This is a genomic window from Nocardia sp. NPDC050630, assembly GCF_044457245.1.
GTDB lineage: Bacteria > Actinomycetota > Actinomycetes > Mycobacteriales > Mycobacteriaceae > Nocardia.
Window position 1 is genome coordinate 179,830 of the sequence record NZ_JBITGN010000006.1, and the last position, 22,134, is coordinate 201,963.

The 22,134-nt window shown below is 65.4% G+C and carries 23 protein-coding genes; 9 read left to right on the top strand and 14 right to left on the bottom strand.

What is annotated here, in order from left to right; all coding sequences use genetic code 11:
• Positions 1–3: 3 nt before the first annotated feature.
• The 3 genes from ACIBG0_RS17930 to ACIBG0_RS17940 all read right to left on the bottom strand — a co-directional run bounded on the left by ACIBG0_RS17930 (position 4) and on the right by ACIBG0_RS17940 (position 2,086).
• Positions 4–636, bottom strand: coding sequence for a TetR/AcrR family transcriptional regulator (locus tag ACIBG0_RS17930; RefSeq protein ID WP_397033705.1), 633 nt, complete (start codon positions 634–636; stop codon positions 4–6).
• A 233-nt stretch (positions 637–869) separates the two neighbouring features.
• Positions 870–1,658 (bottom strand): HAD-IIA family hydrolase, encoded by a 789-nt coding sequence (locus ACIBG0_RS17935; RefSeq protein WP_397033706.1) that lies wholly within the window; start codon positions 1,656–1,658, stop codon positions 870–872.
• Positions 1,659–1,711: 53 nt separating this feature from the next.
• Entirely contained in the window at positions 1,712–2,086 is a 375-nt protein-coding gene (locus tag ACIBG0_RS17940; protein WP_397033708.1) for a DUF2867 domain-containing protein, read from the bottom strand.
• A 60-nt stretch (positions 2,087–2,146) separates the two neighbouring features.
• On the opposite strand from ACIBG0_RS17940, the gene ACIBG0_RS17945 reads away from it, so the two are divergent.
• Positions 2,147–2,728, top strand: a complete 582-nt coding sequence (locus ACIBG0_RS17945) for a TetR/AcrR family transcriptional regulator (RefSeq protein WP_397033710.1) — start codon at positions 2,147–2,149, stop codon at positions 2,726–2,728.
• Between the two features lie 402 nt (positions 2,729–3,130).
• Here ACIBG0_RS17945 and ACIBG0_RS17950 read toward each other — a convergent pair whose 3' ends face one another.
• On the bottom strand, positions 3,131–3,451 hold the full coding sequence (locus tag ACIBG0_RS17950; RefSeq protein WP_397033712.1) for an ArsR/SmtB family transcription factor: 321 nt from the start codon (positions 3,449–3,451) through the stop codon (positions 3,131–3,133).
• A 46-nt stretch (positions 3,452–3,497) separates the two neighbouring features.
• Between ACIBG0_RS17950 and ACIBG0_RS17955 the strand changes: the two genes are divergently transcribed.
• Positions 3,498–4,679 carry an MFS transporter gene (locus ACIBG0_RS17955; protein ID WP_397033714.1) on the top strand — a complete coding sequence of 394 codons (1,182 nt, stop codon included), beginning with the start codon at positions 3,498–3,500 and terminating at the stop codon, positions 4,677–4,679.
• Positions 4,680–4,716: 37 nt separating this feature from the next.
• Here the strand turns inward: ACIBG0_RS17955 and ACIBG0_RS17960 are convergent, their stop codons facing one another.
• On the bottom strand, positions 4,717–5,175 hold the full coding sequence (locus ACIBG0_RS17960) for a MarR family winged helix-turn-helix transcriptional regulator (RefSeq protein ID WP_397033716.1): 459 nt from the start codon (positions 5,173–5,175) through the stop codon (positions 4,717–4,719).
• A 123-nt stretch (positions 5,176–5,298) separates the two neighbouring features.
• Between ACIBG0_RS17960 and ACIBG0_RS17965 the strand changes: the two genes are divergently transcribed.
• Positions 5,299–6,291 carry an SMP-30/gluconolactonase/LRE family protein gene (locus ACIBG0_RS17965; protein ID WP_397033717.1) on the top strand — a complete coding sequence of 331 codons (993 nt, stop codon included), beginning with the start codon at positions 5,299–5,301 and terminating at the stop codon, positions 6,289–6,291.
• 206 nt (positions 6,292–6,497) lie between these two features.
• Complete coding sequence (locus tag ACIBG0_RS17970) at positions 6,498–7,568, top strand: DUF6585 family protein (protein ID WP_397033718.1); 1,071 nt, start codon at positions 6,498–6,500, stop codon at positions 7,566–7,568.
• 198 nt (positions 7,569–7,766) lie between these two features.
• On the opposite strand, the gene groL is transcribed toward ACIBG0_RS17970, so the two are convergent.
• Positions 7,767–9,392 carry a chaperonin GroEL gene (gene groL / locus ACIBG0_RS17975; protein WP_062983560.1) on the bottom strand — a complete coding sequence of 542 codons (1,626 nt, stop codon included), beginning with the start codon at positions 9,390–9,392 and terminating at the stop codon, positions 7,767–7,769.
• 213 nt (positions 9,393–9,605) lie between these two features.
• The gene (locus tag ACIBG0_RS17980; protein WP_397033719.1) at positions 9,606–9,905 is read right to left on the bottom strand and encodes a hypothetical protein; all 300 of its coding nucleotides are present in this window, start codon (positions 9,903–9,905) and stop codon (positions 9,606–9,608) included.
• Positions 9,906–10,065: 160 nt separating this feature from the next.
• On the opposite strand from ACIBG0_RS17980, the gene ACIBG0_RS17985 reads away from it, so the two are divergent.
• Positions 10,066–10,740, top strand: coding sequence for a suppressor of fused domain protein (locus tag ACIBG0_RS17985; RefSeq protein ID WP_397033721.1), 675 nt, complete (start codon positions 10,066–10,068; stop codon positions 10,738–10,740).
• Between the two features lie 43 nt (positions 10,741–10,783).
• On the top strand, positions 10,784–12,841 hold the full coding sequence (locus ACIBG0_RS17990; RefSeq protein ID WP_397033723.1) for an NAD(+) synthase: 2,058 nt from the start codon (positions 10,784–10,786) through the stop codon (positions 12,839–12,841).
• A gap of 180 nt (positions 12,842–13,021) precedes the next feature.
• On the opposite strand, the gene ACIBG0_RS17995 is transcribed toward ACIBG0_RS17990, so the two are convergent.
• From ACIBG0_RS17995 to ACIBG0_RS18020, 6 genes are all read right to left on the bottom strand, one after another.
• A complete protein-coding gene (locus ACIBG0_RS17995) occupies positions 13,022–13,759 on the bottom strand; it encodes a Clp protease N-terminal domain-containing protein (protein WP_397033725.1) in 738 nt (245 codons plus the stop codon).
• 52 nt (positions 13,760–13,811) lie between these two features.
• Positions 13,812–14,897, bottom strand: coding sequence for an NAD(P)/FAD-dependent oxidoreductase (locus tag ACIBG0_RS18000; RefSeq protein ID WP_397033727.1), 1,086 nt, complete (start codon positions 14,895–14,897; stop codon positions 13,812–13,814).
• Positions 14,898–14,979: 82 nt separating this feature from the next.
• Positions 14,980–15,855: an RNA polymerase sigma-70 factor gene (locus tag ACIBG0_RS18005; RefSeq protein WP_397034081.1), complete on the bottom strand. Its 876-nt coding sequence runs from the start codon at positions 15,853–15,855 to the stop codon at positions 14,980–14,982.
• Between the two features lie 228 nt (positions 15,856–16,083).
• Complete coding sequence (locus ACIBG0_RS18010; RefSeq protein WP_397033729.1) at positions 16,084–16,986, bottom strand: CDP-alcohol phosphatidyltransferase family protein; 903 nt, start codon at positions 16,984–16,986, stop codon at positions 16,084–16,086.
• On the bottom strand, positions 16,983–17,705 hold the full coding sequence (locus tag ACIBG0_RS18015; RefSeq protein WP_397033730.1) for a phosphatidylserine decarboxylase: 723 nt from the start codon (positions 17,703–17,705) through the stop codon (positions 16,983–16,985). The genes ACIBG0_RS18010 and ACIBG0_RS18015 overlap by 4 nt, the downstream gene beginning before the upstream one ends.
• Positions 17,706–17,877: 172 nt before the next feature.
• Positions 17,878–18,150, bottom strand: a complete 273-nt coding sequence (locus ACIBG0_RS18020) for a GlsB/YeaQ/YmgE family stress response membrane protein (RefSeq protein ID WP_364353653.1) — start codon at positions 18,148–18,150, stop codon at positions 17,878–17,880.
• A 223-nt stretch (positions 18,151–18,373) separates the two neighbouring features.
• On the opposite strand from ACIBG0_RS18020, the gene ACIBG0_RS18025 reads away from it, so the two are divergent.
• Positions 18,374–19,402 (top strand): beta-ketoacyl-ACP synthase III, encoded by a 1,029-nt coding sequence (locus tag ACIBG0_RS18025; RefSeq protein ID WP_397033731.1) that lies wholly within the window; start codon positions 18,374–18,376, stop codon positions 19,400–19,402.
• Between the two features lie 189 nt (positions 19,403–19,591).
• Here ACIBG0_RS18025 and ACIBG0_RS18030 read toward each other — a convergent pair whose 3' ends face one another.
• Positions 19,592–20,047, bottom strand: coding sequence for an SRPBCC family protein (locus ACIBG0_RS18030; protein ID WP_364353659.1), 456 nt, complete (start codon positions 20,045–20,047; stop codon positions 19,592–19,594).
• Positions 20,048–20,255: 208 nt separating this feature from the next.
• On the opposite strand from ACIBG0_RS18030, the gene ACIBG0_RS18035 reads away from it, so the two are divergent.
• Both ACIBG0_RS18035 and ACIBG0_RS18040 read left to right on the top strand, forming a co-directional pair.
• Positions 20,256–20,441, top strand: a complete 186-nt coding sequence (locus tag ACIBG0_RS18035) for a hypothetical protein (RefSeq protein ID WP_397033733.1) — start codon at positions 20,256–20,258, stop codon at positions 20,439–20,441.
• A gap of 21 nt (positions 20,442–20,462) precedes the next feature.
• Positions 20,463–22,130, top strand: a complete 1,668-nt coding sequence (locus ACIBG0_RS18040) for an FAD-dependent oxidoreductase (RefSeq protein WP_397033735.1) — start codon at positions 20,463–20,465, stop codon at positions 22,128–22,130.
• The last annotated feature ends 4 nt before the right edge of the window (positions 22,131–22,134 follow it).

The following is a 22,134-nucleotide window of genomic DNA, read 5'->3' on the forward strand; positions in this document are numbered from 1 at the left end:
GAACTACGCGCCGACCGCGCCCATGATCACGCGGCTGAGCACTCGGATCACGTCGTCCAGTGGCGGTCGCGGATCCGAGCCGCTCCACGAATCCACCACGTAGTTGACCGCGCCGATTATGGCCAGCACCCGCATCTCGTAGTCGCCCGTTGGGATTTCGCCGTGCAAGGCGGCATCCTCCGCGGCGCTGGCGAGTAGCGAACCCCAGACGCGACGTAGCTCCAGCCGGAACTTCTCCACCTTCGGCCCGGCGCCGACGACCTCTACCAGCGCCACCCGCGCCTTGCGCGGATCGGAGCCGATGGATTCGACGTAGGCGCGCACCGCGGCATCGATGATCTCCAGCGCGGTCGCATCGGATTTCTTCTCCAGGGCGGCGGTCACCGCTTCGCGCGATTCCTTATCGATCTGCTCGTAGAGCTCGAGTAGCAGGGATTCGCGGCCGGTGAACTCCTCATAGAACTGCCTCGAGGAGAGTCCGGCGTCCTTACAGATAGCGCCGACCGAACTATTGGCGTAGCCGTCGCGCGCAAAGACCGTAAGGCCTGATTCCAGAAAACGCGCACGCCGCTGACGTTGCCGGTCCTCTACGGGTTGCCCGGCATACATTCGTCCCGTATTCGCATCCTGTGACATTGGGGCAGACAATACCGAAGGGCCCGAACCCCTCGTCATGGATCGGGCTGTTCGTCTCAACGTTCGGCAAAAGAGGCGTTAGCCGAAAGTTGGCCGCGCGGTTGCTATTGCGCTTACGGGAGGCCACTCTCCGACCTAGCCGCCCCCACGGGGGTCGTCACTGAGTGTTTGCCACATCGGAGGACGCTAAGAGGTTCGGCACGCAGAAAGTATTTTGAAGGACTTTTTTAGAATTATTCTTTCGACAGACCTTTCATCAACGCGGGCAGTTCCGCGACGGAATCGATGACGTGATCCGGTGTGGCCGAAGCCGTCGCCAGAACGGCGGGCCGGAATTTGCCGGTGCGCACCAGAACTCCGGTCATACCGACCCGTTGGGCGGCGAGTACATCCGAATGCAGATCGTCGCCGATCATCAGCACCTCGACCGGATCGAGGCCCATGAGATCCGCACAGGTTCGGAACCCGGCCGCCGCGGGCTTGCCGACCACCGCGATCTCGGCATTGGCCGCCGCCTCCAGACCCGGCAGATATGCGCCCGCATCGATGCGGAGCCCGGTATCGGTAGCCCAGGTCAGGCCGCTGTGCATTGCGACGACCGGTATACCGTCGAGCATCAGCTCGGCCACCCGGCTCAGCGCGTCGTGCGTGAATTCCGCACCGGCACCGCCGATTACGATGACGTCCGGATCTTCGTCGTCGAGAGTCAGCTCGGCGAGATCGGCCGCGATATCGCCATGATTGAGCACCCACACCGCCGCATTCGGGTAGCGGTGGCCCACGTATTCGCCGGTGAGCCGGGCGGCGGTGACGATCTCCGCGGTATCGACATCGAATCCGGCGTCCCGCAGCCGCTCGGCGATCTCATCGCAGGTGCGGGAAGTGGTATTGGTGAGAAACCTTCGGCGCAAACCACTTTCACGCACGCGGCGCACGGCTTCGACCGCACCATCGATCTCGCGCCATGAGGTCACCAGCACGCCGTCGATGTCGTAGAGCACACCGCGTATGTCACCAGACATGGGTTCAGCCTACGACCGTCGAGTCGTCCGCCGCATCCGTTCGATATGGCGCGTCAGCGGGTGAAACCGCGGGCGGCTCGCTCGAGCATCCATAGCACGAGCCGACGGTGGAATGGCCGCACAATGGCGAAATACCTTCTATCCCAGTGATTTCGATACTTGACCAGCGACGTGATGGTGACCGTACCGTCGTCGACCAGAACAGAGACGACAAAGTCGAGGACCGCCATCGCATCGGCGGACACGTGCTCATGCTCGTCGCTTTCGCGATCAGGAAAAGGCTTGCCGAAGAATATCTTTCGAGTCCATTCCCGCAGATCAACAGGAGCGCCGGACGGCAACGCTTTTTCATAGGAATCGATGTAATCCCCATCGATTTCCGACGAGCGCGCGAGGGTGGCCCGTTCGGGAATCTCATAAGTCGGCATCGCATTCCTCCGATAACCCATACGGGAGCGTATGGAATAACCATACGGTAGCGTACGGGAATGGCACAAGGGGATGCGAAGGCACGGCTCAGCGCCGACGATTGGGCACAGGCCGCACTGGACGCGCTGGCAGAGGGCGGCCTGGCGGCGGTGGCCGTCGAGCCCATCGCCAAGCGGCTCGGCACCACCAAGGGCAGCTTCTATTGGCATTTCAAGGACCGCGCGGCCCTCATCGATGCGGCGCTGGTGCGCTGGGAGCAGCGCAGCACCGATGATGTGATCGCCGAGATCGCCGTCGAGACAGACCCGGCCGAGCGGCTGCATCGACTCTTCGCCCAGGTCATCGATTACGCGGCCACCGGACGCGTCGAATTGGCGCTACTAGCCTCGGCAGACCAGCCGTCGGTCGCCGCGACATTGCGCCGAGTCGCGGACCGACGCATCGAATACGTCGCGGAACTGCTGGGTGAACTGGGGCTGACCGCCGGGCAGGCGCGGACCAGAGCGGTTGTCGCCGTGAGCATTTACCACGGCTTCAACCAACTATCCCGCGTCTCCCCCGACAGGATCCCCACCACGGAAGCACAGCGAAGAGCATTGGTGGACAGCGCATTCGAGAGTCTCCTGCCGAAACGACGTTGACTCAGCTGCCACCGCCACAACCACCGCCGCCACCGCAGCCCGAGCCGCCACCGCAGCTGGATCCACCACCACAACTCGAGCCGCCGCAACCACCGCCGCCGCCATCGCCACCGCTGCCCGCGGCCCATCGATTTCGTCTGCGGCGGTTGCGGCGCCCCCGACTGCCGCGGTTCGCGTAATGGATGATCGTGATCGTCCCGTACAGCGCCAGGAAACCGATCACGACAAAGATTCCGTCCATTGTCCCCACCCCTGAGTGACGTTCGAGTCCTCACACCAAGTGCACCCGCTACGGGACCGCCCGTAAAGCCAATACTTTTGGGGCTTTTGAACCGCTCAATGGACGCGGGCAGTGGGTACCTCGGCTCACGGAGACCGGGCATGGGTGAACGATTGCCGGGGTCAGGATTGCGCGCCGTTGATGATCGCATCGAGCAGGCCGGGAAAACGCTCGTCCAGATCGTCGCGCCGCAGTTCGACGAGCCGGTTGCGGCCGGAGACATAGGTGGTCGTGACACCCGCGTCGCGCAGCACCTTCCAGTGATGCGATGCGGTCGCGGCGGTGATTTCGACATCGAATTTGTCGATGGCGCAACTGAGCGGTTCGCGGACCCCCGCGAGCGCACGAATCAGCTCCAGCCGGATCGGATCGGCGATGGCGCTGAGCACTCGGATCAGGTCCAGGTCGCCGGTGCTCGGCTGCGGTAGCTGACGCACGTTCATCCTCCGATCGTTTGACAACCATCGAATTATAACTCAGCATCATAAGATGCTTCGACAATCATCGAATGATCTGTATCGGTCCCTGATTCCGCTCGCCGTGGGCACCTTCGTGCTGGGTACCGACGGTTTCGTCCTCAATGGCATGCTCCCGCTCATCGCCCGCGACCTGGACGTGTCGGTGGCCACCGCGGGCCAGCTCACCACCATGTTCGCCTGGACTTACGCCATCGCCTCACCGATCATCGCGGCCGCCACCGGATCCTGGGACCGGCGTTGGGTATTGGGCGGCGGTGCGGTTCTTTTCGTCCTCGGCATGATCGGACAGGCTGCGGCGCAGGACTTTTCAGTAATGGCCGGGGCGCGCATCATTGCCGCCATCGGCGCGGCGGCGTTCCAGGCCAATGCCTACGCCGTGGCCGGGGTAGTCGCCGACGATGCGCACCGCGGCCGGGCACTCTCGGTCGTCACCGCCGGAATCACGCTGTCGGCCGTCGCGGGCGTGCCGATCGGCATCTTCGTGGAGCGCTGGATCGGGTGGCGCGGCGTGCTCTGGGCGATTGCCGCGGGCGGCGCCATCGCGGCCGTGCTCGTGGTGTTGCTGCCGCGCGTCACGTTGCCGAGCACCGGATTGCGCGATCGCGTCGGCGTACTGGCCCGGCCCGCCGTACTGCGGGTCCTGCTGGTGACGACGCTGCAGATGACCGCGGTCTATACGACCATCGTTTATCTGCCGGTCGTCATCGCGCCATCGGTGCCGCAGGGGCAGCTCGCGTGGCTGCTGCTGGTCATGGGCATCGGTCAGGTCGTCGGCAACTCGCAGGCGGGCCGCGCGGTAGACAGCTTCGGCCCGGCGCGCACGCTGACCGTGGGACTCGTCGGCAGCCTCATCGGCCTACTCCTGCTCGGCCCGGCCACCCACGCCAACTGGGCGGTCTTCGCGGTACTCGGCCTGACCGGTCTGTTCGGATCCGCGATCCTCATCCCGCAACAGTTCCGGCTCTTCGCCATTGCGCACGACGCGCCGACCGTCGCGCTCGGACTCAATGGCTCGGCCATCTACCTCGGCAGCGGCATCGGTTCACTGCTGGGCGGCACGGTGCTGGATTCGTCGGGCGCGAGCTGGCTGCCGTGGACCTCGGCCGCGGTCGGCTTCCTCGCCCTCGCGCTCGGCGTCGCGACACTGCGCCGACCATCTCGCATCGAAACAGCGGTGGTCGCCCCGGCGTGAGATCGCCAGCACTCCAATAGCTCCCGGATCCCGGGAGCTATTTTTTCGGCGCGGATTCGGGACGAATGGAGTCGAGTAGGTCGGCGCAGCGGGTGAGCAGTTCGCGTAGCGCGGTGTGTTCGGCCTCGGTGAATTCGTCGGCCAACGCGCGTTCCACGCGCACGGCACTCACGTCCGCCTCTTGCGCGAGCGCCGCGCCCGCTTCGGTGAGCCGAGTCTCCAGGACGTTCTTGTGCCAGGCGTGCGGGGTGCGCTCGATGAGGCCGCGGTCCTGGAGATTGGTCAGGATCGTATTCATGGTCGGCGGGGTCACCCCGCACAGCCGGGCCAGCGCGGCGGCATTGATGCCCGGGTTTTCGATGAGGAACAGCAAGGCCCCGTACTGGGGAACGGTGAGGCCCGCCGGTTTGAGCGCCGCGCTCTTCGCCGAGTTGAGGGCCTGTTCGGCGCGCTTGAGATACGAGCCGAGGCGCTCGGAGGAGTGCATGGACGTCATATCCGCATGGTAACTGCCCGTCTGCTCGTTAGGTTCTTGACGTTGATTAGAGTCCTAATATACATTCGTGCACGTTTTACGATGTGAATACATCTGGATGTTCGACTATCAGGAGCCGCGAGCATGTTCCGCACCATCTCGACCATGGCCATCGCCATTGCCTGCACCGCAGTCGCGGCATGCGGCACGACGACCGAGGCCGTGAGCCAACCGACCATCCGCATCAGCACCGCCTACGAACTGCCCGGAGATCGCGTCTATCCAGAGGGCATCGCGGTCGATCCGCGCACCGGTGACACCTACGTCGGCTCCTACGCCAACGGCGCCGTCTACCGCGCGACACCCGGCGCGGCACGGGCCGAAATCTTCCTGCCCGAGGGGGCCGACGGCCGCAAGACCGCCAATGGACTGAAAGTCGATGCGGCGGGACGACTGTGGGTTATCGATTCGACGGTCGGAGTCGCGGTGTACGACACCGGCAGCCGTGCGCTGATCGCCCGCTTCGATATCGCCGACACTGGACCGAGGCTGGTCAATGATCTGACCATCACACCGGACGGCAACGCGTACCTGACCGACAGCCTGCGCCCGGTCGTCTACCAGGTCACCCCCGAGCAGGTCACCGCGGCCCACGGCGGCAAGGCGGAGCTGACCGTACGATTCGACCTGAGCACCACCATCAGCCCGCATGCGCCGGACGCATTCACCTTGAACGGCATCGCCTCCGACGATTCCGGTCGCTATCTGTTGATCGTGGATATGAACTCGGGCGAGCTGTACCGCGTTGCGACCGCGGCGAATTCGCCGGATTCGATTCGCAAGGTGACCATGCGCGGCGCCGACCTGAAATACGGTGACGGACTGGAATTGCACGGCAGCACGCTGTGGGCGGCTCAGAACACCAGCAACACCATTACCCGCTGGCAGATCAGCGATGATGGCGCGACCGTCGAGCTGGACCGCAAGGTCACCGATGAATCCCTGCGAATTCCCACCACATTGGTGCGCAGCAGTGATCGAACACTGGTTGTCTCTTCCCAATTCGATAAGGGCGGGCCGATGGGGGCCGGCACCCCCACCATGCCTTTCGCCGTTCTGATGGTCGACGGAATCTGATACCGCCGCGTGGCCGGTCCGTTCAGCGGACCGGCCATCGGCTTATTCGCGGCATGACAACTTGATCTAAATCACGACGAAACGCCCGCACCCATCGCGGGTATGTCGTCGCGATGGCGTAAGCTCGGCCGACTGACCGGGCACGAGGCTGGGGTGGCGACCTTCGGTCGAGTGTCATACGCTTCGCCGCGGAGGAAAACCGCCTCATGGAGAGACAATTGACCACTCCGAGCCATGGCGATGTCGGAACCGGCGGGCCACAAAAGGTTCCACTGTCGCAGCTGATCCACCTGATGGCCGAATATCAGAAGCTCGGCACGCACCGACAGACGTTTCTACCGGCGCCGGCGAGCGACAGCCTCGTGCGCGGCTATGGGATCGTCGCGGGCGGGTTCGCGGCAGTCGGCGTTATCTGTGTGACGGTCGGGGCATATCCCGGTGCCCTCGCGATCGGTCTGCTCGCGCTTGTGCCCACGTCATTGGCATTCTTTCGCGGGCGGCGCAATCGTCGGCACCGCACGGCTCGGCTCGACCTATTCGAATTCGGCATGACCGTGTATCGCTCCGGGGAGCAGGTGGCCGGATTCCGCTGGAATAGTGCCGAAGTGCGCCAACAGGTCATCCCTTTCCAGAATTCCGCCCACACCGAGTACTCACTGCGGATGTCGGGCCCCGACGGCGCCGAGGCCGCATTCGACGACACCCTGTTCGGCGAGGCGCGCGAATGGGGCAGGGCCATCCAGTCTGCCGTCACCCTGGCCCAACTCCCGCGCGCCGTGGCCGCCATCGATGACGGCGCGACCGTCTATTTCGGCGAAATCGCCCTCGACCTGGCCGCACTCTATTTCCGCAGCCGGGCCTACGCCTGGGAACAGATCCAATTGATCGACGCCCGAAGCGGTTTGGTCCGCATGAAGGTAGACGGCAACTGGGTCTCGCTCACCCCCGTCGGCCAGATCCCCAATTTCTATATCTTCAACGAGCTCGCCGAACGCCTACGCCTGGCCGCCGCAGCAGAATCCGCCGCCGAATCGGCCGCGATCGAACCAGCGGAACCCGAACTGCGCGCCATCACACCGGCCGCCGCCGAATCCGATCCACGCACGCCGGTTCTCGACGCGGATCCGATGGTCGACAGCGCACCCGCGGCAACCGCCGATCAACGAATCGAATCCCCAACCCCAACGACCAACGGCACCACCAAAACAGCCGATCGCACCATCGAAATAACCCCCGCTCCAACAACTTCCACCGAATCGGTCGCTACAAAGCTTTGACCCGCTCGCTTCGCCATTCCGTTCAACCCGCTCGATCAGCAAAGCCGTGATACCGAAATCTCCCTTAAGATAGCGGCCGACGCACAATCGATAGCAAACCCCATTGCGCCCCTTGAAAACCCCACCAGACCAAAATAGACCGAAGGCCGGTCCACCATTGGTGGACCGGCCTTCGGGTCTAGAAGTGGGAGGCGGGACTCAGAAGTCCATACCGCCCATGCCACCGGTCGGGTCGCCGGCGGGAGCGGCGGCCTTCTCCGGCTTGTCGGCGACAACGGCCTCGGTGGTGAGGAACAGGGCCGCGATGGAGGCCGCGTTCTGCAGGGCCGAACGGGTGACCTTGACCGGGTCGGCGACACCAGCGGCCAGCAGGTCCTGGTACTCGCCCGAGTCGGCGTTCAGGCCGTGGCCCGCCGGCAGGTTCGAGACCTTCTCGGCGACAACGCCGGGCTCGAGGCCCGCGTTGAAGGCGATCTGCTTCAGCGGAGCCGACAGCGCGACGCGCACGATGTTCGCGCCGGTCGCCTCGTCACCGGTGAGCTTCAGGTCGTCCAGGGCCGGAGCCGACTGCAGCAGCGCCACGCCACCACCGGCGACGATGCCCTCCTCGACGGCGGCCTTGGCGTTGCGCACGGCATCCTCGATGCGGTGCTTGCGCTCCTTGAGCTCGACCTCGGTCGCGGCACCGGCCTTGATCACCGCAACACCGCCGGCCAGCTTGGCCAGCCGCTCCTGCAGCTTCTCCCGGTCGTAGTCCGAGTCCGAGTTCTCGATCTCGGTGCGGATCTGCGCGACGCGGCCCTTGATGGCCTCCGCGTCACCCGCGCCCTCGACGATGGTGGTCTCGTCCTTGGTGATGACGACCTTGCGTGCCTGGCCGAGCAGCTCGATGCCGGCGGTCTCCAGGGACAGACCGACCTCTTCGCTGATGACCTCGCCACCGGTCAGGATGGCGATATCGGCGAGCTGCGCCTTGCGACGGTCACCGAAGCCCGGCGCCTTGACGGCAACGGACTTGAAGGTGCCGCGGATCTTGTTCACGACCAGGGTCGACAGGGCCTCGCCCTCGACGTCCTCGGCGATGATCAGCAGCGGCTTACCGGCCTGGATGACCTTCTCCAGCAGCGGCAGCAGGTCCTTGACGGTGGAAACCTTGGACCCGACGAGCAGGATGTACGGGTCCTCGAGGACCGCTTCCTGACGCTCCGGGTCGGTCACGAAGTAACCGGAGATGTAGCCCTTGTCGAAGCGCATACCCTCGGTGAGCTCCAGCTGGAGCCCGAAGGTGTTGCTCTCCTCGACGGTGATGACGCCTTCCTTGCCGACCTTGTCCATGGCCTCGGCGATGAGCTCACCGATGGACGAGTCGCCGGCGGAGATACCAGCGGTAGCAGCGATCTGCTCCTTGGTGTCGATCTCCTTGGCGGTGGCGAGGAGCTTGGTGGTGACGGCCTCGACGGCCTTCTCGATGCCGCGCTTGAGGCCGAGGGGGTTGGCGCCGGCCGCCACGTTGCGCAGACCCTCACGTACGAGCGCCTGGGCGAGCACGGTAGCGGTGGTGGTGCCGTCACCCGCGACGTCGTCGGTCTTCTTGGCGACTTCCTTGACCAGCTCGGCGCCGATCTTCTCGTACGGGTCCTCCAGCTCGATCTCCTTGGCGATGGAAACACCATCGTTGGTGATCGTGGGGGCGCCCCACTTCTTCTCCAGGACAACGTTGCGACCCTTGGGCCCCAGCGTCACCTTGACCGCGTCGGCGAGGGCGTTGAGGCCCCGCTCGAGGCCGCGACGGGCCTCTTCGTCGTACGCAATTGTCTTGGCCATTGCGTTGAGATCCTCCACATGTATATGGCTGACACACAGGACGATCGCAGGTTGGATCGCCCCATTTACGCTGGCCAGGTTCGGTGCCCGCGACGGACGACCGAGGGTGTCGATGGAACCCGGTCTCACCGTCCCGACCTGGCACTCACACGTCGAGAGTGCCAAGCCCTTTTTAGCACTCAGGGGTATCGAGTGCAAGGTCCGCCGCGCGGCTCAGGCCGAGCTGCGGTCGTCCACCCGGAGTATCAATGCCACGAACGCATCGGCCCGGCGCTCCTCGGGCGTGCGTGGTTCACCCTCATCGACCGTTACGAGTTCCGCGTCGTTCAGCAGCAACTCCGCCTCCACCCGCATGATCGCCCGAATGAACGGTGGCGCGACATCGGGCGGCAGGTCGCCGTTGATGATGTAGCTGCCGTCGGGCTGCGACTCGGTGGAGACATAGGTCAGCGCGCGCTCGAGATCAGCGCGTCGTTCCCCCGCAACCAGGTCGGAATCCGTGTCATCCGCCATTGCTATAGCTTACCGGTGCGGCGGAGCAGCCCTTTCCCGACAGGCCGCCCAGTCCGGAACCCGCGGCGCCGACCCGGATCGCGCGACCAGCAAAGGGCTGCCCGCCAATGACTATCCGTGTGGCGCGACGCATGATCGACGCCGACCTTATGGTGTCCAGGTGAGTGAAAGTCCCGGCTGGAACGCTATCGACGCGGCGTTGGAACAGCTGTACCACGACACCGCACCCAGCCATTGGGGGACGGGCGTCCCCTGGTCGCTCGGCGGGCCCGATCCACTGGACGGCATCAGCGCTTATCCGCGCACCGAACCGGTCCCACACTGGCACTACATCAGCTATGGCATGACCGAGCTGTACGAGAAGGAATGGGATAACCCGGACGAATCGGGCTGGGGATTCGAATTCACCTTCCGGCTGCTGCGCACCCCGTCCGATGAGAAGCCGCCGGTCTGGCCCGCGAACTTCCTGCAGAATCTGGCCCGGTATGTGTTCCAGTCCGGGAATTGGTTCGAACCCGGCCACACCATCAAGCCCAACGGCCCCATCGCGGCGGACCATCCGGATTCGGATATCCAGGCCGTTGCCTTCACCGCCGACCCGGAGCTCGGCACCATAGACACACCTCACGGGCGCGTGCAGTTCCTCCAGATCGTCGGTCTGACCATGCCGGAGTACCGGACCGCGCAGGGCGGGCACACCCAGGCCGTGCTCGACGAACTCGCGCCACGGCTGCCGCTGTTGGTCACCGATATCGGGCGCGGACCGCTGATGGAGGAGCCGAAGACCAAGGCGAAATGGCCGCGCTGGGGCGGCGGACTGCGTGGGCGGGCGTAGTTTCGAAGCGGAGGAAGATCAACCATCCCGGAAGGGGAAGTCCGTGCCCGCACTGCCGTTCGACTCGCTCTATCGGCACGGGTTCGCACGGGTGGCGGTCGCCGTGCCGCGGATCCGCGTGGCCGATCCCGCGTTCAATGTCGAGCAGACACTCGAGCTCGCCCGGCAAGCGGCCGCCGACGGCGTTGTGCTGACGGTGTTTCCCGAACTAGGACTCGCCAGCTACACCGCCGACGACCTGTTCCACCAGGATGCGCTCGATGATGCGGTCGGCACGGCGATCGAGCGGATAGTCGCGGCGAGCACGGAAATCGACACGGTGCTATTGGTCGGTGCGCCGGTGCGGACCCAGGGTCGGCTTTTCAACTGCGGAATCGCGGTGTGCCGCGGCAAAGTACTCGGGGTCGCGCCGAAAAGCTATCTGCCGAACTATCGCGAGTTCTACGAGAAGCGCCAGTTCGCGGCGGGGCGCGAGACATTGGACGACCACATCACGATCGCGGGTCAGCGCGTGCCGTTCGGTTCCGACCTGTTGTTCACCGCGACCAATCTCGACGGCTTCGTATTCCACCTGGAGATCTGCGAGGACGGCTGGGTTCCGTTGCCGCCCAGCGGATATGCCGCGCTGGCCGGTGCGACCGTGCTGGTCAATCTGTCGGCGAGCAATATCGTCATCGGCAAGGCCGACTACCGGCGCGCGCTGTGCACCTCGCATTCCGCACGGTATCTGGCCGCATATCTGTATTCGGCTGCGGGACATGGCGAATCGACCACCGATATGGCCTGGGACGGGCAGGCACTGGTATGTGAGAACGGCGACCTGCTCGCCGAGGGCGAGCGGTTTTGCGACCATCCCCAGTTGATCACCGCCGATCTCGATCTGCAGCGGCTGGCCGCGGACCGCATCCGCACCACCAGTTTCGCCGACAATGTGCATGATCACCGCGATCGCCTGATGCGAATGCGGCGCATCGAGGTGCAGTTGCCGGTTGCGACGAACGCCATCGCCCTGCGCCGCGAAATCCAGCGCTTCCCTTATGTTCCCAGCGATCCGGCCGCCCGCAACGAACGCTGTGCCGAGGTGCATCACATCCAGGTCGAGGGCCTGAGTACCCGGTTGCGCGCGACCGGCAGTCAGCGGTTGGTCATCGGCGTCTCCGGCGGATTGGACTCCACCCAGGCGCTGATCGTCGCGGCCAAAACCATGGACCGGCTCGGACTGCCGCGCACGAATGTGCTGGCCTACACCATGCCCGGCTTCGCGACCAGCTCCCGAACCCGCACCGACGCGCACGCGCTGATGGACGCGCTCGGCGTGACCGCGCAGGAGATCGATATCCGGCCGTCGGCGACCCAGATGCTGCGCGACCTGAATCACCCTGCCGCCGAAGGTATTCCGCAGTACGACGTGACCTACGAGAATGTGCAGGCAGGTGAGCGCACCTCGCATCTGTTCCGACTCGCCAACCAGCACAACGCGCTCGTGGTCGGCACCGGCGATCTCAGCGAACTCGCACTGGGCTGGTGCACTTTCGGCGTCGGCGACCATATGGCGCATTACAGCGTGAACGCCTCCGTCCCCAAAACACTGATCAAATACTTGATCGCCTGGGCGGTCGACACCCATCAGTTCGGCCCCGAGGCAGGCCGGGTGCTGTCATCGATCCTGCAGACCGAGATCTCGCCGGAGCTGGTGCCCAGCCACGACTCCACCACCCCGGGACAGAGCTCCGAGGCCACCGTCGGCCCCTATGAACTGCAGGACTTCCACCTCTACTACCTGCTCCGCTTCGGCTATCGCCCGAGCCGAGTCGCCTATCTGGCTCGACACGCTTGGTCCGAGCTCGACCGTGGCAGCTGGCCGGACCTCATTCCAGCCGACCAGCGCAACGCCTACGATCTTCCGACCATCAAACACTGGCTGGCCGAATTCCTGCGCCGCTTCATCCAGACCAGCCAGTTCAAACGCTCCACCCTGCCCAACGCCCCGAAAGTCGGTTCGGGCGGCTCACTTTCACCCCGCGGCGACTGGCGTGCGCCGAGCGATGCCTCGGCCGCCGCCTGGTTGGACGAACTCGCCCGCAACGTGCCGGAGAAGTGAACCGCTGTCACGCCGCGACAGGCTCACGGTATTCGAGCGGTATCCGTGAGCCGCGCCGCGCCGACGTCCCCCGCGATCGGATGGCCCGCCGCTGCCGTGCCCTGGCCGCGTGTGCGCATCGAATACCGAGGACGATCCAGGCAATTCGACGTCGTCCGGCGACGAACGCGGCCCGGACGTTCACGACTTCTCGGCGGCGATCACCGACAGCAGTTCGGCCAGATCGGCTTCGGCTTTCGCCTTGTCGACGCCGAGAGCGGACAGGATCCCAGAACCGTTCTCCTGTTCGAGCAGTGCGAGCAGAACATGTTCGGTGCCGATGTAGTTGTGTCCCAAGCGAAGTGCCTCACGGAAGGTCAGCTCCAGCACCTTCTTGGTCTCGGGCCCGAACGGAATGAGTGCGGGCAGATTCGCCGGATCGGCGGGTTTTTGGGCGATGGCGGCTGTCGCCGCATCCCGGACCGCGTCGAGTTCCACCCCTTGGGCGACGATCTCTCTGGCGCCGAGGCCTTCCGATTGGGACAGCAGGGCCAGCACCAGATGCCCGACGGCGATCTCCGGATGACCAGAATTGCGCGCCGCCTCCTGGGAGGCCACCACAATCTGCCGTGCGCGCGGGGTGAACTTCGCGAAACCCGCACTGGGATCCATCGCCGCGGCCTCCGCCGGATCACCCGGCCCCTTCGGCACGAACCGCTTCTGCGCCGCCTGTTTGGTGACACCCATGCTCGCGCCGATATCGGTCCACGAGGCGCCGGAGCGGCGGGCCTGATCCACGAAGTGACCGATCAGATGATCGGCCACTTCGCCGAAATGCCCGGCCGTGACCACGGCATCGGAGAGTTGGTCGAGCACATTGTCCGGACGTGCCTTTTTGATGCCCTCGATCAGATCGTCGAGTCGTACGTTGATTGTCATGCGTCAACCATAAGTTGACGATCGCTCATCGTCAACCATTAGTTGACGATACTCATGCACGCGCCACCCCGGCCGCATAACGCACGACTTGCTCCTTGAACACGGCCGCAGTCCGTCCGGTCAGCACAATCCTTCCCGGTGAGTCATCCGCACGCAGGGCCTGAATGACGCCATCACGCCGCCCGAGGCTGATGCACTGCAAGATGTACCGGAACCGCAGCTCACGCGGCGCACGACCGGCCAGCCGAGCGATAACGGCATCGGCCGCGTACTTACCGGTGGGCAATGCCGTGGCACAGGCCATCCGCAGCTCCCGACCACCCGGACCCGCGATCACGGCGGCGTCACCGGCCGCGTACACATCCGGATGCGATATCGAGCGCAATGTCTCATCGGTCAGCACTCGACCGTGCACGTCCACCGCGAGTCCGGACCGCTGCGCCAGCGCCGGCACCCCGAACCCGGCGGTCCACACCGTCGCAGCGGCCTCGACCACGGAACCGTCGGCCAACCGGACGCCCTCCGGCGTCACCTCGATAACTTTTGCGTCCGAACGGATCTCGACCCCGAGCCGCGCCAGCACCCGTCGCACATGATCGCGCGCCCGTGCGGACAGCCAAGAAGCAGGCTCATCCGAGCCGAGCAGCAACACCCGCGAATCCGACCGGGACTCGGCCAGTTCCGCGGCCAACTCGATTCCGGTGGCGCCACCACCGACCACCACGGTCCGCCCTGACGGAATACCGGTCCGTAGATACTCCGAATCCTCTGGTGTGGCAATTGAATACGCGTACTCGGCCGCCCCTTGCACGCCCGGATCGTTGGTACTGCCCAACGCGTAGATGAGTGAGTCGTATTCCAGATCCGGTGCGCCGTCGAGGACCACGCGCTTGTGCTCGATACCGCGCGCCCAGGCCTGCACGAAGTGGATTCGTTTGGGCTCGAGCAACTCTCGCAGATCCCATTCCGGAATCGACTGCCCCGCACCGTATTGGTGCAACCGCACCCGTTCGATGAAGCTCGCCCGGGCGTCGACAACGGTGATATGGGCGTCGCGGGCGGTGCGCGCCAATCTGCGGGCCGCCGCCAACCCCGCGTATCCGGCGCCCAGAACGACGATTCGATGCTGTCCGGTCATGATGTGGCTCCCTTTCGATCGGCCGACACCCCTCGGACTGGACAGCCCCGCGATCCATGACAGCCTCGGATAATGACCTGCGTCACTCCCGCCCGATACGGGCAAGCTTCTCCGGATTGACGATCAAGCGCAGCGCGGTCACGGCATCGTCGAGGGTGTCCACGCCGACCACCAGCGCGGGCTCTCCCGCCAAGCGCACGACGACCGCCAGTGCGCCATTGATCTCCTCCAGCGCCATCACCATCCCCGGCACTTCCCAGCGGAACAGTCCGGCCACATACCGCGCGACCGCGGGAGCCCCGACAATCGGCCGCCGCGCCGCGGTGACCTGACCGCCGCCATCCGCGGTCGAGACGACATCGTCCGCGAGCATCCGCTCCAACGCCTCGATATCGCCGATCCGCGCCGCCTTCAGGAAGCGTTCGATCAGTTCACGGGCCTGATCTGCCGGAACATCGAAGCGCGGTCGCCCCTCGCGCACCCGGATACCGGCCCGGCGGAAAATCTGCTGCGAATTGGCCTCGGATACCGCGAGCATGTCCGCGATCTCCCGGTGGGCATATCCGAACGCCTCGCGCAGTACGAAAACCGCCCGCTCGATCGGGCTCAGCCTTTCCAATGCCGTCAGCAGCGCCAGCGATACCAGCTCGCGCTCCTCCACCGTCTCCAGCGGCCCGAGTTCACCGCGCGCGGTCGGCACCGGCTCGGGCAACCAGGGGCCGACATAGGTTTCGCGGCGGGCCCGCGCCGAAACCAGCCAGGTGCGGCAGAGATTCACGACCGTGGTGGTCAGCCACGCCTCGGCAGAGCGAATCGTGGAGCGGTCGGTGCCGTCCCAGCGCAGGTAGGTCTCCTGCACCGCGTCCTCGGCCTCGGTCGCGGAGCCGAGCATCCGATAGGCGAGCGCGAACAGGCGCGGGCGATGCGCCTGGAATTCGCGCAGTCCGTCCGGTTCCACCGCCACCTTCTTCCGTGCTCGGCCGCCGAAGATGACGGTACCGGTCGCGATCCTCCCGGCCTTCGAGAGTTCGCCCGCCGATCCGATGGTCGGCTCGCCACCGAAAACCCGACCGAGGTCGAATCCCCAGAATCCCAAACCACCAAGTGCCGCAACGCCGCTCATAACCGCAGCATTCCCGCGGCACCTAGATGATTCCTTAAGGAATACCTGGCGAACCGCAACGGCTCAGAGTTGCAGGTCGTCCACCCGACGTTCCTTGCCCGGACTGCGCAGCCGCAGCCGGCTCGCCCCGCGGATCGCCGGACGCCGCAGTGCGGGCCGTCGCCGCTGCGCCCGCCGCTGGGCCCGCCGTTCGGATGGCTTGTGCTGCCAGGTTTCCGGACGCGCGGCGACCCAGCGCTGCGAATGCCAGGCGAACGGGATATGCCCGAGATACAGCGCGACCAGCACTAACAGCAGCACGATCGGATAGGTGACCAGCGCCGCCGCCGCGAGGGCGGTCAGCACCAGCAATCCGGCCGCGGCCTGCGGCGCCACCGATACCGACTTCATGGCCAGCGTCGGAATCGTGCTGACCGCCAAGGCCGCCGCGAAGATCGTCCAGGCCGCGACCTCGTAATAGCCGACCCACCAGCCGTCACCGAACTGCACGTACAGCCCGATCGGCACCAGCGCGATCAGCGCCGCCGCCGGGGCAGGGACGCCGACGAAGTACTCGCGCGACCATTCCGGTCGAGTGTCGTCGTCGAGCAGGGTGTTGAACCTGGCCAGGCGCAGCACAATACTCACCGCGAAAACCAGCGCGATGATCCAGCCCGCGCTATTGCTGTCCAGCAGCGCGATGTAGAGCACTAGACCGGGCGCGACACCGAAGGAGATGGCGTCGGAGAGCGAATCGAGTTCGGCGCCGATCTTGGTGGTGGCGTCGAGCATCCTGGCCAGCCGACCGTCGAGGGTGTCCAGTACGGCCGCCGCGCCGACCATCGCCAAGGAGATGTCGAGCTTGTCGTCCAAAGCGAACTTCACCGCGGACAATCCGGCGCACAGCGCCAGGATTGTCACGATGCTCGGCAACAGCCGGATGCTGCGGCGCCTTCGCTGTGGTGTCGGCAGGGCCTGCTCCATCATGAGTCGGTGGCAAGTACGGCCAGCACGGTCTCGCCCCCGATCGTGCGCTGTCCGGGTTCGACGAGTAATTCGGTACCCGCCGGGAAGTATGTGTCGACTCGGGACCCGAAACGGATCAGGCCGTAGGTGTCGCCAATGGCCAGTTTGTCACCGACCTGCGCGTCGCAAACGATGCGCCGCGCCAGCAGACCCGCGATCTGTACGACCACGAGCTGCGCGCCACCGGGGGTATCGATGACCATGCTGTTGCGCTCGTTCACCGCACTGGCCTCGGGCAGATCCGCCGAACGGAACTGACCGGACTGGTGCAGCACCGTACGCACGGTGCCGGAGATGGGTGTGCGCTGCACGTGCACATCGAGCACTGAAAGGAAGATGCTCACGCGCGGCAGCGGGGCATCGCCGAGGCCGAGTTCGGCGGGCGGCATCGCGGTATCGACCAGGGCGATCTCACCATCGGCCGGTGCGACGACCACGCCCGCCCGATTCGGCGGCACCCGGTTCGGATGCCGGAAGAAGGTCGCGCAGGCCGCAGCGGCAAACAGGCCCGTACGGCGCACCCACTTGCGCTTACCCGCGATGACCGCCACCGCGAGCGGTGCCGCGACGAAGGGCAGCCCGGCGGGATGCAGTGGGGGAATCGCGGCCCGGACCAGATCGACGACATGGCCGACTCCGGTCGTTTCGGGCGTGCCGGGCGGGGTGGGACGGCGTGCCACAGGCTCCTCTTTCGTGCTCGATGCAGACGGTTTGCGCCCCTCAACGATAGGTCGGCGCAAGCGTTCACACCTTACGGGAACCGAGTCTGTGGCACGGCGGCGTTTGCGTCAGGCCCGCGGGAGCCTGGTAGCCACGTAGGGCCCGCAAACGCCGCACCTCCGACACAGCCGGTCAGCTCATGGCTTTTCGCCCGGTGAACAAGCGCACGAGGAACAGCAGAATCACCGCGCCACCGAGGCAGGTGAAGAAGCTGAACCATAGTCCGCCGCCCTCGACATCCACGCCGAGCACCTTGAGTAGGAACCCACCTAGGAGGCCGCCGACCACGCCGACCACGATGTTGAGGAGGATGCCTTGTTGCGCATCCGTCTTCATGATCTTGCTGGCAATCCAGCCGGCCAGACCTCCGATGATGATCCACCCGATAATCCCGAGTCCGAGCATGGTGACCTCGAATCACTAGTTGGAGCAGCGCCGCACCACAGGGCGTGCTTCGTGGATATACCCGCCAAATGTGAGAATACGCACGCCAAACATGCCCAACTCGGGCTAATATGAGGGGGCCTCATGTCTACGGTGACGTAGGCGGCCGGCCGATGAGGGACTCATTTCGTTGCTTTCGGGGTACAACCCGGCGGCGCCGCCGCAGGTACATAGGAGACGCATCATGGCTGCTCGAATCGCCCAGACAACAGGGGCTGAGCACACGGCGATCCTCGGGCTCGGCGTTTACCGCCCCGCTCGAATCGTCACCAACGACGAGGTCGCCGGACCCATCGACTCGAGTGACGAGTGGATCCGCACCCGTTCCGGAATCAAAACGCGGCGCTTCGCCTCGGAGGAGGAGACGATTCAGAGCATGAGCGTCGCGGCCTCTCGCGGCGCGCTCGAATCTGCGGGAGTCGAGGTCGATCAGGTCGACTGCGTCATCGTCGCCACCTCCACCCACCTCTTGCTGACTCCGGCGGCCGCGCCGCAGATCGCGACCGAACTGGGCATGAACGGCACGGCGGCGTTCGATATCTCGGCCGGATGCGCGGGCTTCTGTCACGCGCTCGCGCTCGCCTCGGATCTGGTTCGCGCCGGAACCGCCGGACATGTGCTGGTGATCGGTGTGGAGAAATTGACCAACACCGTCAATCCGAAGGACCGCGCGACCGCCTTCCTGTTCGCCGACGGCGCGGGCGCGGTGGTGGTCGGACCGTCCGAGGAGCAGCGCATCGGACCCACGGTCTGGGGGTCGGACGGCACGCAGCACCACGCGATCCGCCAGGACAAGGACTGGATGGAGTTCTTCGCCGAAATCGATGAAAAGGGCCTGGACGCGGTGCGTCCCTACCTCGCCATGGAGGGTACGGCGGTGTTCCGCTGGGCCGCGCATTCCTTGGAGAAGGTCTGCCGCGACGCCATTGATCGCGCGGGCCTATCCACCGACGACCTGGACGCGATGATCCCGCACCAGGCCAACGGCCGGATCATCGAGATCATGGCCCGGGTGCTCAAGCTGCCCGAGCACTGCGCACTCGCCAACGATATCGAGGAGACCGGAAATACCTCGGCCGCCTCGATTCCGCTGGCCATGGAGGCGCTGCTGCGCAAGGGCGAGTCGAAGCCCGGCGATACCGCGCTGCTGATCGCCTTCGGTGCGGGCCTGTCCTACGCCGCGCAGGTCGTGACGCTGCCCAACTGGCAGTAACCCACCTTCACCGGGCGGGTGCCCGGTTCCCTCTGGCACGAATGATCGAGTCGACCTGCCAGGGAGCTACTTCTCGCATACCTTCGCGGTTTGGACGCGGCGTTTCATCGGGTGGGTCGGTGTGCGAGGTGCACGAAAGGTGTGCGAGGGCAACGATTGACGGGCCCGAGCTGTGGACGCAACGCAGGCCTACGCGGCCGCCTCGACCGCGGACTTGATCTTGTCGAGCGTCACTTTCATCCCGCGCTCGAGTTCTTCCTCGAACAGCGCCTCGCCGCCCATCGCGGCATCGATGGACTTGCGGGAGAACCAGGTGGTGCCGTTGGGCACATCGCGGCGTTCGATCAGCCGGGTGCCGGTGTCGGTCGGCTCCAGCGTGTAGCTCCAGATGCTGCGGTTCTCGTTGATCCGAAATGCGAAGGCCTGGTTGGGCTCATAGCGCACGATGCGTGCGGTGGTCGGCCAGTACTTCTTGCCGTCGGTATTGAGATTGATGGTCCAGGTGCCCGCCTTCGGGGTGCCGAGCGCGAGCATCCGTACGCACTGCGGGCTGAACTCCGGCATCCGCTTGAGATCGGCGACAACGGCCCAGACCTGTTCCGGCGGTGCCGCGATCTCGATCGTGGCTTCGATATTTTTCGGCAAAGCTGCCTCCGGGGAACTGTGTGAGGGATGTCCGGCTAGCACGACTTATCGGTTTGGCAAATAGCCTAGTCGGCGGCTGTTGGAAGACAAATGTGTCACTTTTTCGCGATTTGATCACCCGGCCGTGTAATGGCCCGCGCACAATGTGGGATAGACGAAGCATCAGACACTGCCACAAGCGTTTCCATCAAGCGTGAGGTGATCGGCCGTGAAACTGCGCTCGCTCTTACATCGGCGCCACCTGGATCAGGTTCCGCTGCTTCCCGCCATCGCACCTGAGACACCCGCAACTCGAGACATCTCCACGCCGCGCTTGGTCCACCCCATAGACGAACAACTCGAGCGTCTGCTCACGCCCACCGAACTCGACTTGGTGCGCGAGCATCGCGTTTGACGCGCGTTCCATACTCGATAGGTGACTGCACCCGCTGCTACGAAACCGGCCATCCTCAGCGTCGATGACGATCCGGGAGTCTCCCGCGCGGTCGTACGCGACCTGCGCCGCCGTTATGGGGCCGAGTACCGGATTCTGCGCGCGGAGTCGGGCGCGGGTGCGCTCGACGCACTGCGTGAGATGAAGCTGCGCGGCCAACCGGTCGCGGTACTGATCGCCGATTATCGGATGCCGGGCATGGACGGCATCGAATTCCTCGAGCAGGCCATGGACCTGCATCCGTACGCGCGCCGCGTGCTGCTGACCGCCTACGCCGATACCAGCGCCGCGATAGACGCGATCAATGTCGTCGACCTCGACCACTATCTGCTCAAGCCGTGGGATCCGCCGGAGGAGAAGCTCTATCCGGTGCTCGACGGTCTGCTGGAGGCCTGGCGCAGCAACGACCACAAACCCGTCACCGAGACCAAGGTGGTCGGCAACCGTTGGTCCCCGCGATCGTCGGAGGTGCGCGAATTCCTGGCCCGCAATCAGCTGCCCTACCGCTGGTACCTGGCCGAGGAGCCGGAAGGCGCACGGCTACTGGAGGCCGCTGGCGCCGATCCGAACATCTGTCCGGTCGTGATCACCCCCGGCGGGCAGGCGCTGGTGCAACCGAGCGATGGCGAGTTGGCCGAAAGCGTCGGGCTGAATACCAATCCGACCGGTGATTTCTACGACCTGATCGTGGTCGGCGGTGGACCCGCCGGACTCGGCGCGGCCGTCTACGGCGCCTCCGAGGGCTTGCGCACGGTGCTGGTCGAGCGCACGGCGACCGGCGGCCAGGCGGGCCAGAGTTCGCGCATCGAGAACTATTTGGGCTTCCCGGACGGGCTGTCCGGTGCACAACTGGCAGATCGAGCGCGGCGGCAGGCCGCGAAGTTCGGTGCCGAGGTGATCACCACACGCGAGGTGGTCGGGCTCGAGGTGAACGGTTCCGCGCGAACCGTGCGGTTCGCTGATGGCGGACGGCTCTGCGCGCACACGGTGATCATCGCGACGGGTGTGGATTACCGGCGGCACCCGGCCCCCGGCGTGGACGACTTCACCGGGCGCGGTGTCTATTACGGCTCGGCCATGACCGAGGCCTCCGAATGCGCCGACCGCGATGTCTACATTGTCGGCGGGGCGAATTCGGCGGGGCAGGCGGCGGTATTCCTGTCCCGCAACGCGCGCACGGTACATCTGATGGTCCGCGCGGACTCGCTGGACAAGTCCATGTCGCACTACCTGATCCAGCAGATCGCGCAGATACCGAATATCCAGGTGCATACCGATACCGAGGTGATCGCCGCCGACGGCGACGATCACCTGCAGCAGATCGTGCTGCGCAACAACCGGACCGGCGCGGAAGAAAAAGCCGAGGCCGAACGGTTGTTCCTGTTCATCGGTGCCGCACCACAGACCGACTGGCTCGATGGCGTGGTCAAGCGGGACGAGGCGGGCTATGTGCTCGCCGGTCCCGATCTGCTCGTCGACGGAACCAGACCCGCGGGCTGGGAGCTACCCAGACCGCCGCATCACCTGGAGACCAGCGTCCCCGGCGTTTTCGTCGCCGGTGACGTGCACGCCGACTCGGCGAAGCGGGTCGCCTCGGCGGTCGGCGAGGGTGCGATGGCGGTCATGCTCGTGCATCGGTACCTGGCGTGATAGG

What these genes read in the sequence shown, in the direction of transcription:
- ACIBG0_RS17930 (WP_397033705.1), bottom strand. Translation starts at nt 636, where the DNA reads ATGTCACAGGATGCGAATACGGGACGAATGTATGCCGGGCAACCCGTA.
- ACIBG0_RS17935 (WP_397033706.1), bottom strand. Translation starts at nt 1,658, where the DNA reads ATGTCTGGTGACATACGCGGTGTGCTCTACGACATCGACGGCGTGCTG.
- ACIBG0_RS17940 (WP_397033708.1), bottom strand. Translation starts at nt 2,086, where the DNA reads ATGCCGACTTATGAGATTCCCGAACGGGCCACCCTCGCGCGCTCGTCG.
- ACIBG0_RS17945 (WP_397033710.1), top strand. Translation starts at nt 2,147, where the DNA reads ATGGCACAAGGGGATGCGAAGGCACGGCTCAGCGCCGACGATTGGGCA.
- ACIBG0_RS17950 (WP_397033712.1), bottom strand. Translation starts at nt 3,451, where the DNA reads ATGAACGTGCGTCAGCTACCGCAGCCGAGCACCGGCGACCTGGACCTG.
- ACIBG0_RS17955 (WP_397033714.1), top strand. Translation starts at nt 3,498, where the DNA reads ATGCTTCGACAATCATCGAATGATCTGTATCGGTCCCTGATTCCGCTC.
- ACIBG0_RS17960 (WP_397033716.1), bottom strand. Translation starts at nt 5,175, where the DNA reads ATGACGTCCATGCACTCCTCCGAGCGCCTCGGCTCGTATCTCAAGCGC.
- ACIBG0_RS17965 (WP_397033717.1), top strand. Translation starts at nt 5,299, where the DNA reads ATGTTCCGCACCATCTCGACCATGGCCATCGCCATTGCCTGCACCGCA.
- ACIBG0_RS17970 (WP_397033718.1), top strand. Translation starts at nt 6,498, where the DNA reads ATGGAGAGACAATTGACCACTCCGAGCCATGGCGATGTCGGAACCGGC.
- groL (WP_062983560.1), bottom strand. Translation starts at nt 9,392, where the DNA reads ATGGCCAAGACAATTGCGTACGACGAAGAGGCCCGTCGCGGCCTCGAG.
- ACIBG0_RS17980 (WP_397033719.1), bottom strand. Translation starts at nt 9,905, where the DNA reads ATGGCGGATGACACGGATTCCGACCTGGTTGCGGGGGAACGACGCGCT.
- ACIBG0_RS17995 (WP_397033725.1), bottom strand. Translation starts at nt 13,759, where the DNA reads ATGACAATCAACGTACGACTCGACGATCTGATCGAGGGCATCAAAAAG.
- ACIBG0_RS18000 (WP_397033727.1), bottom strand. Translation starts at nt 14,897, where the DNA reads ATGACCGGACAGCATCGAATCGTCGTTCTGGGCGCCGGATACGCGGGG.
- ACIBG0_RS18010 (WP_397033729.1), bottom strand. Translation starts at nt 16,986, where the DNA reads ATGATGGAGCAGGCCCTGCCGACACCACAGCGAAGGCGCCGCAGCATC.
- ACIBG0_RS18020 (WP_364353653.1), bottom strand. Translation starts at nt 18,150, where the DNA reads ATGCTCGGACTCGGGATTATCGGGTGGATCATCATCGGAGGTCTGGCC.
- ACIBG0_RS18025 (WP_397033731.1), top strand. Translation starts at nt 18,374, where the DNA reads ATGGCTGCTCGAATCGCCCAGACAACAGGGGCTGAGCACACGGCGATC.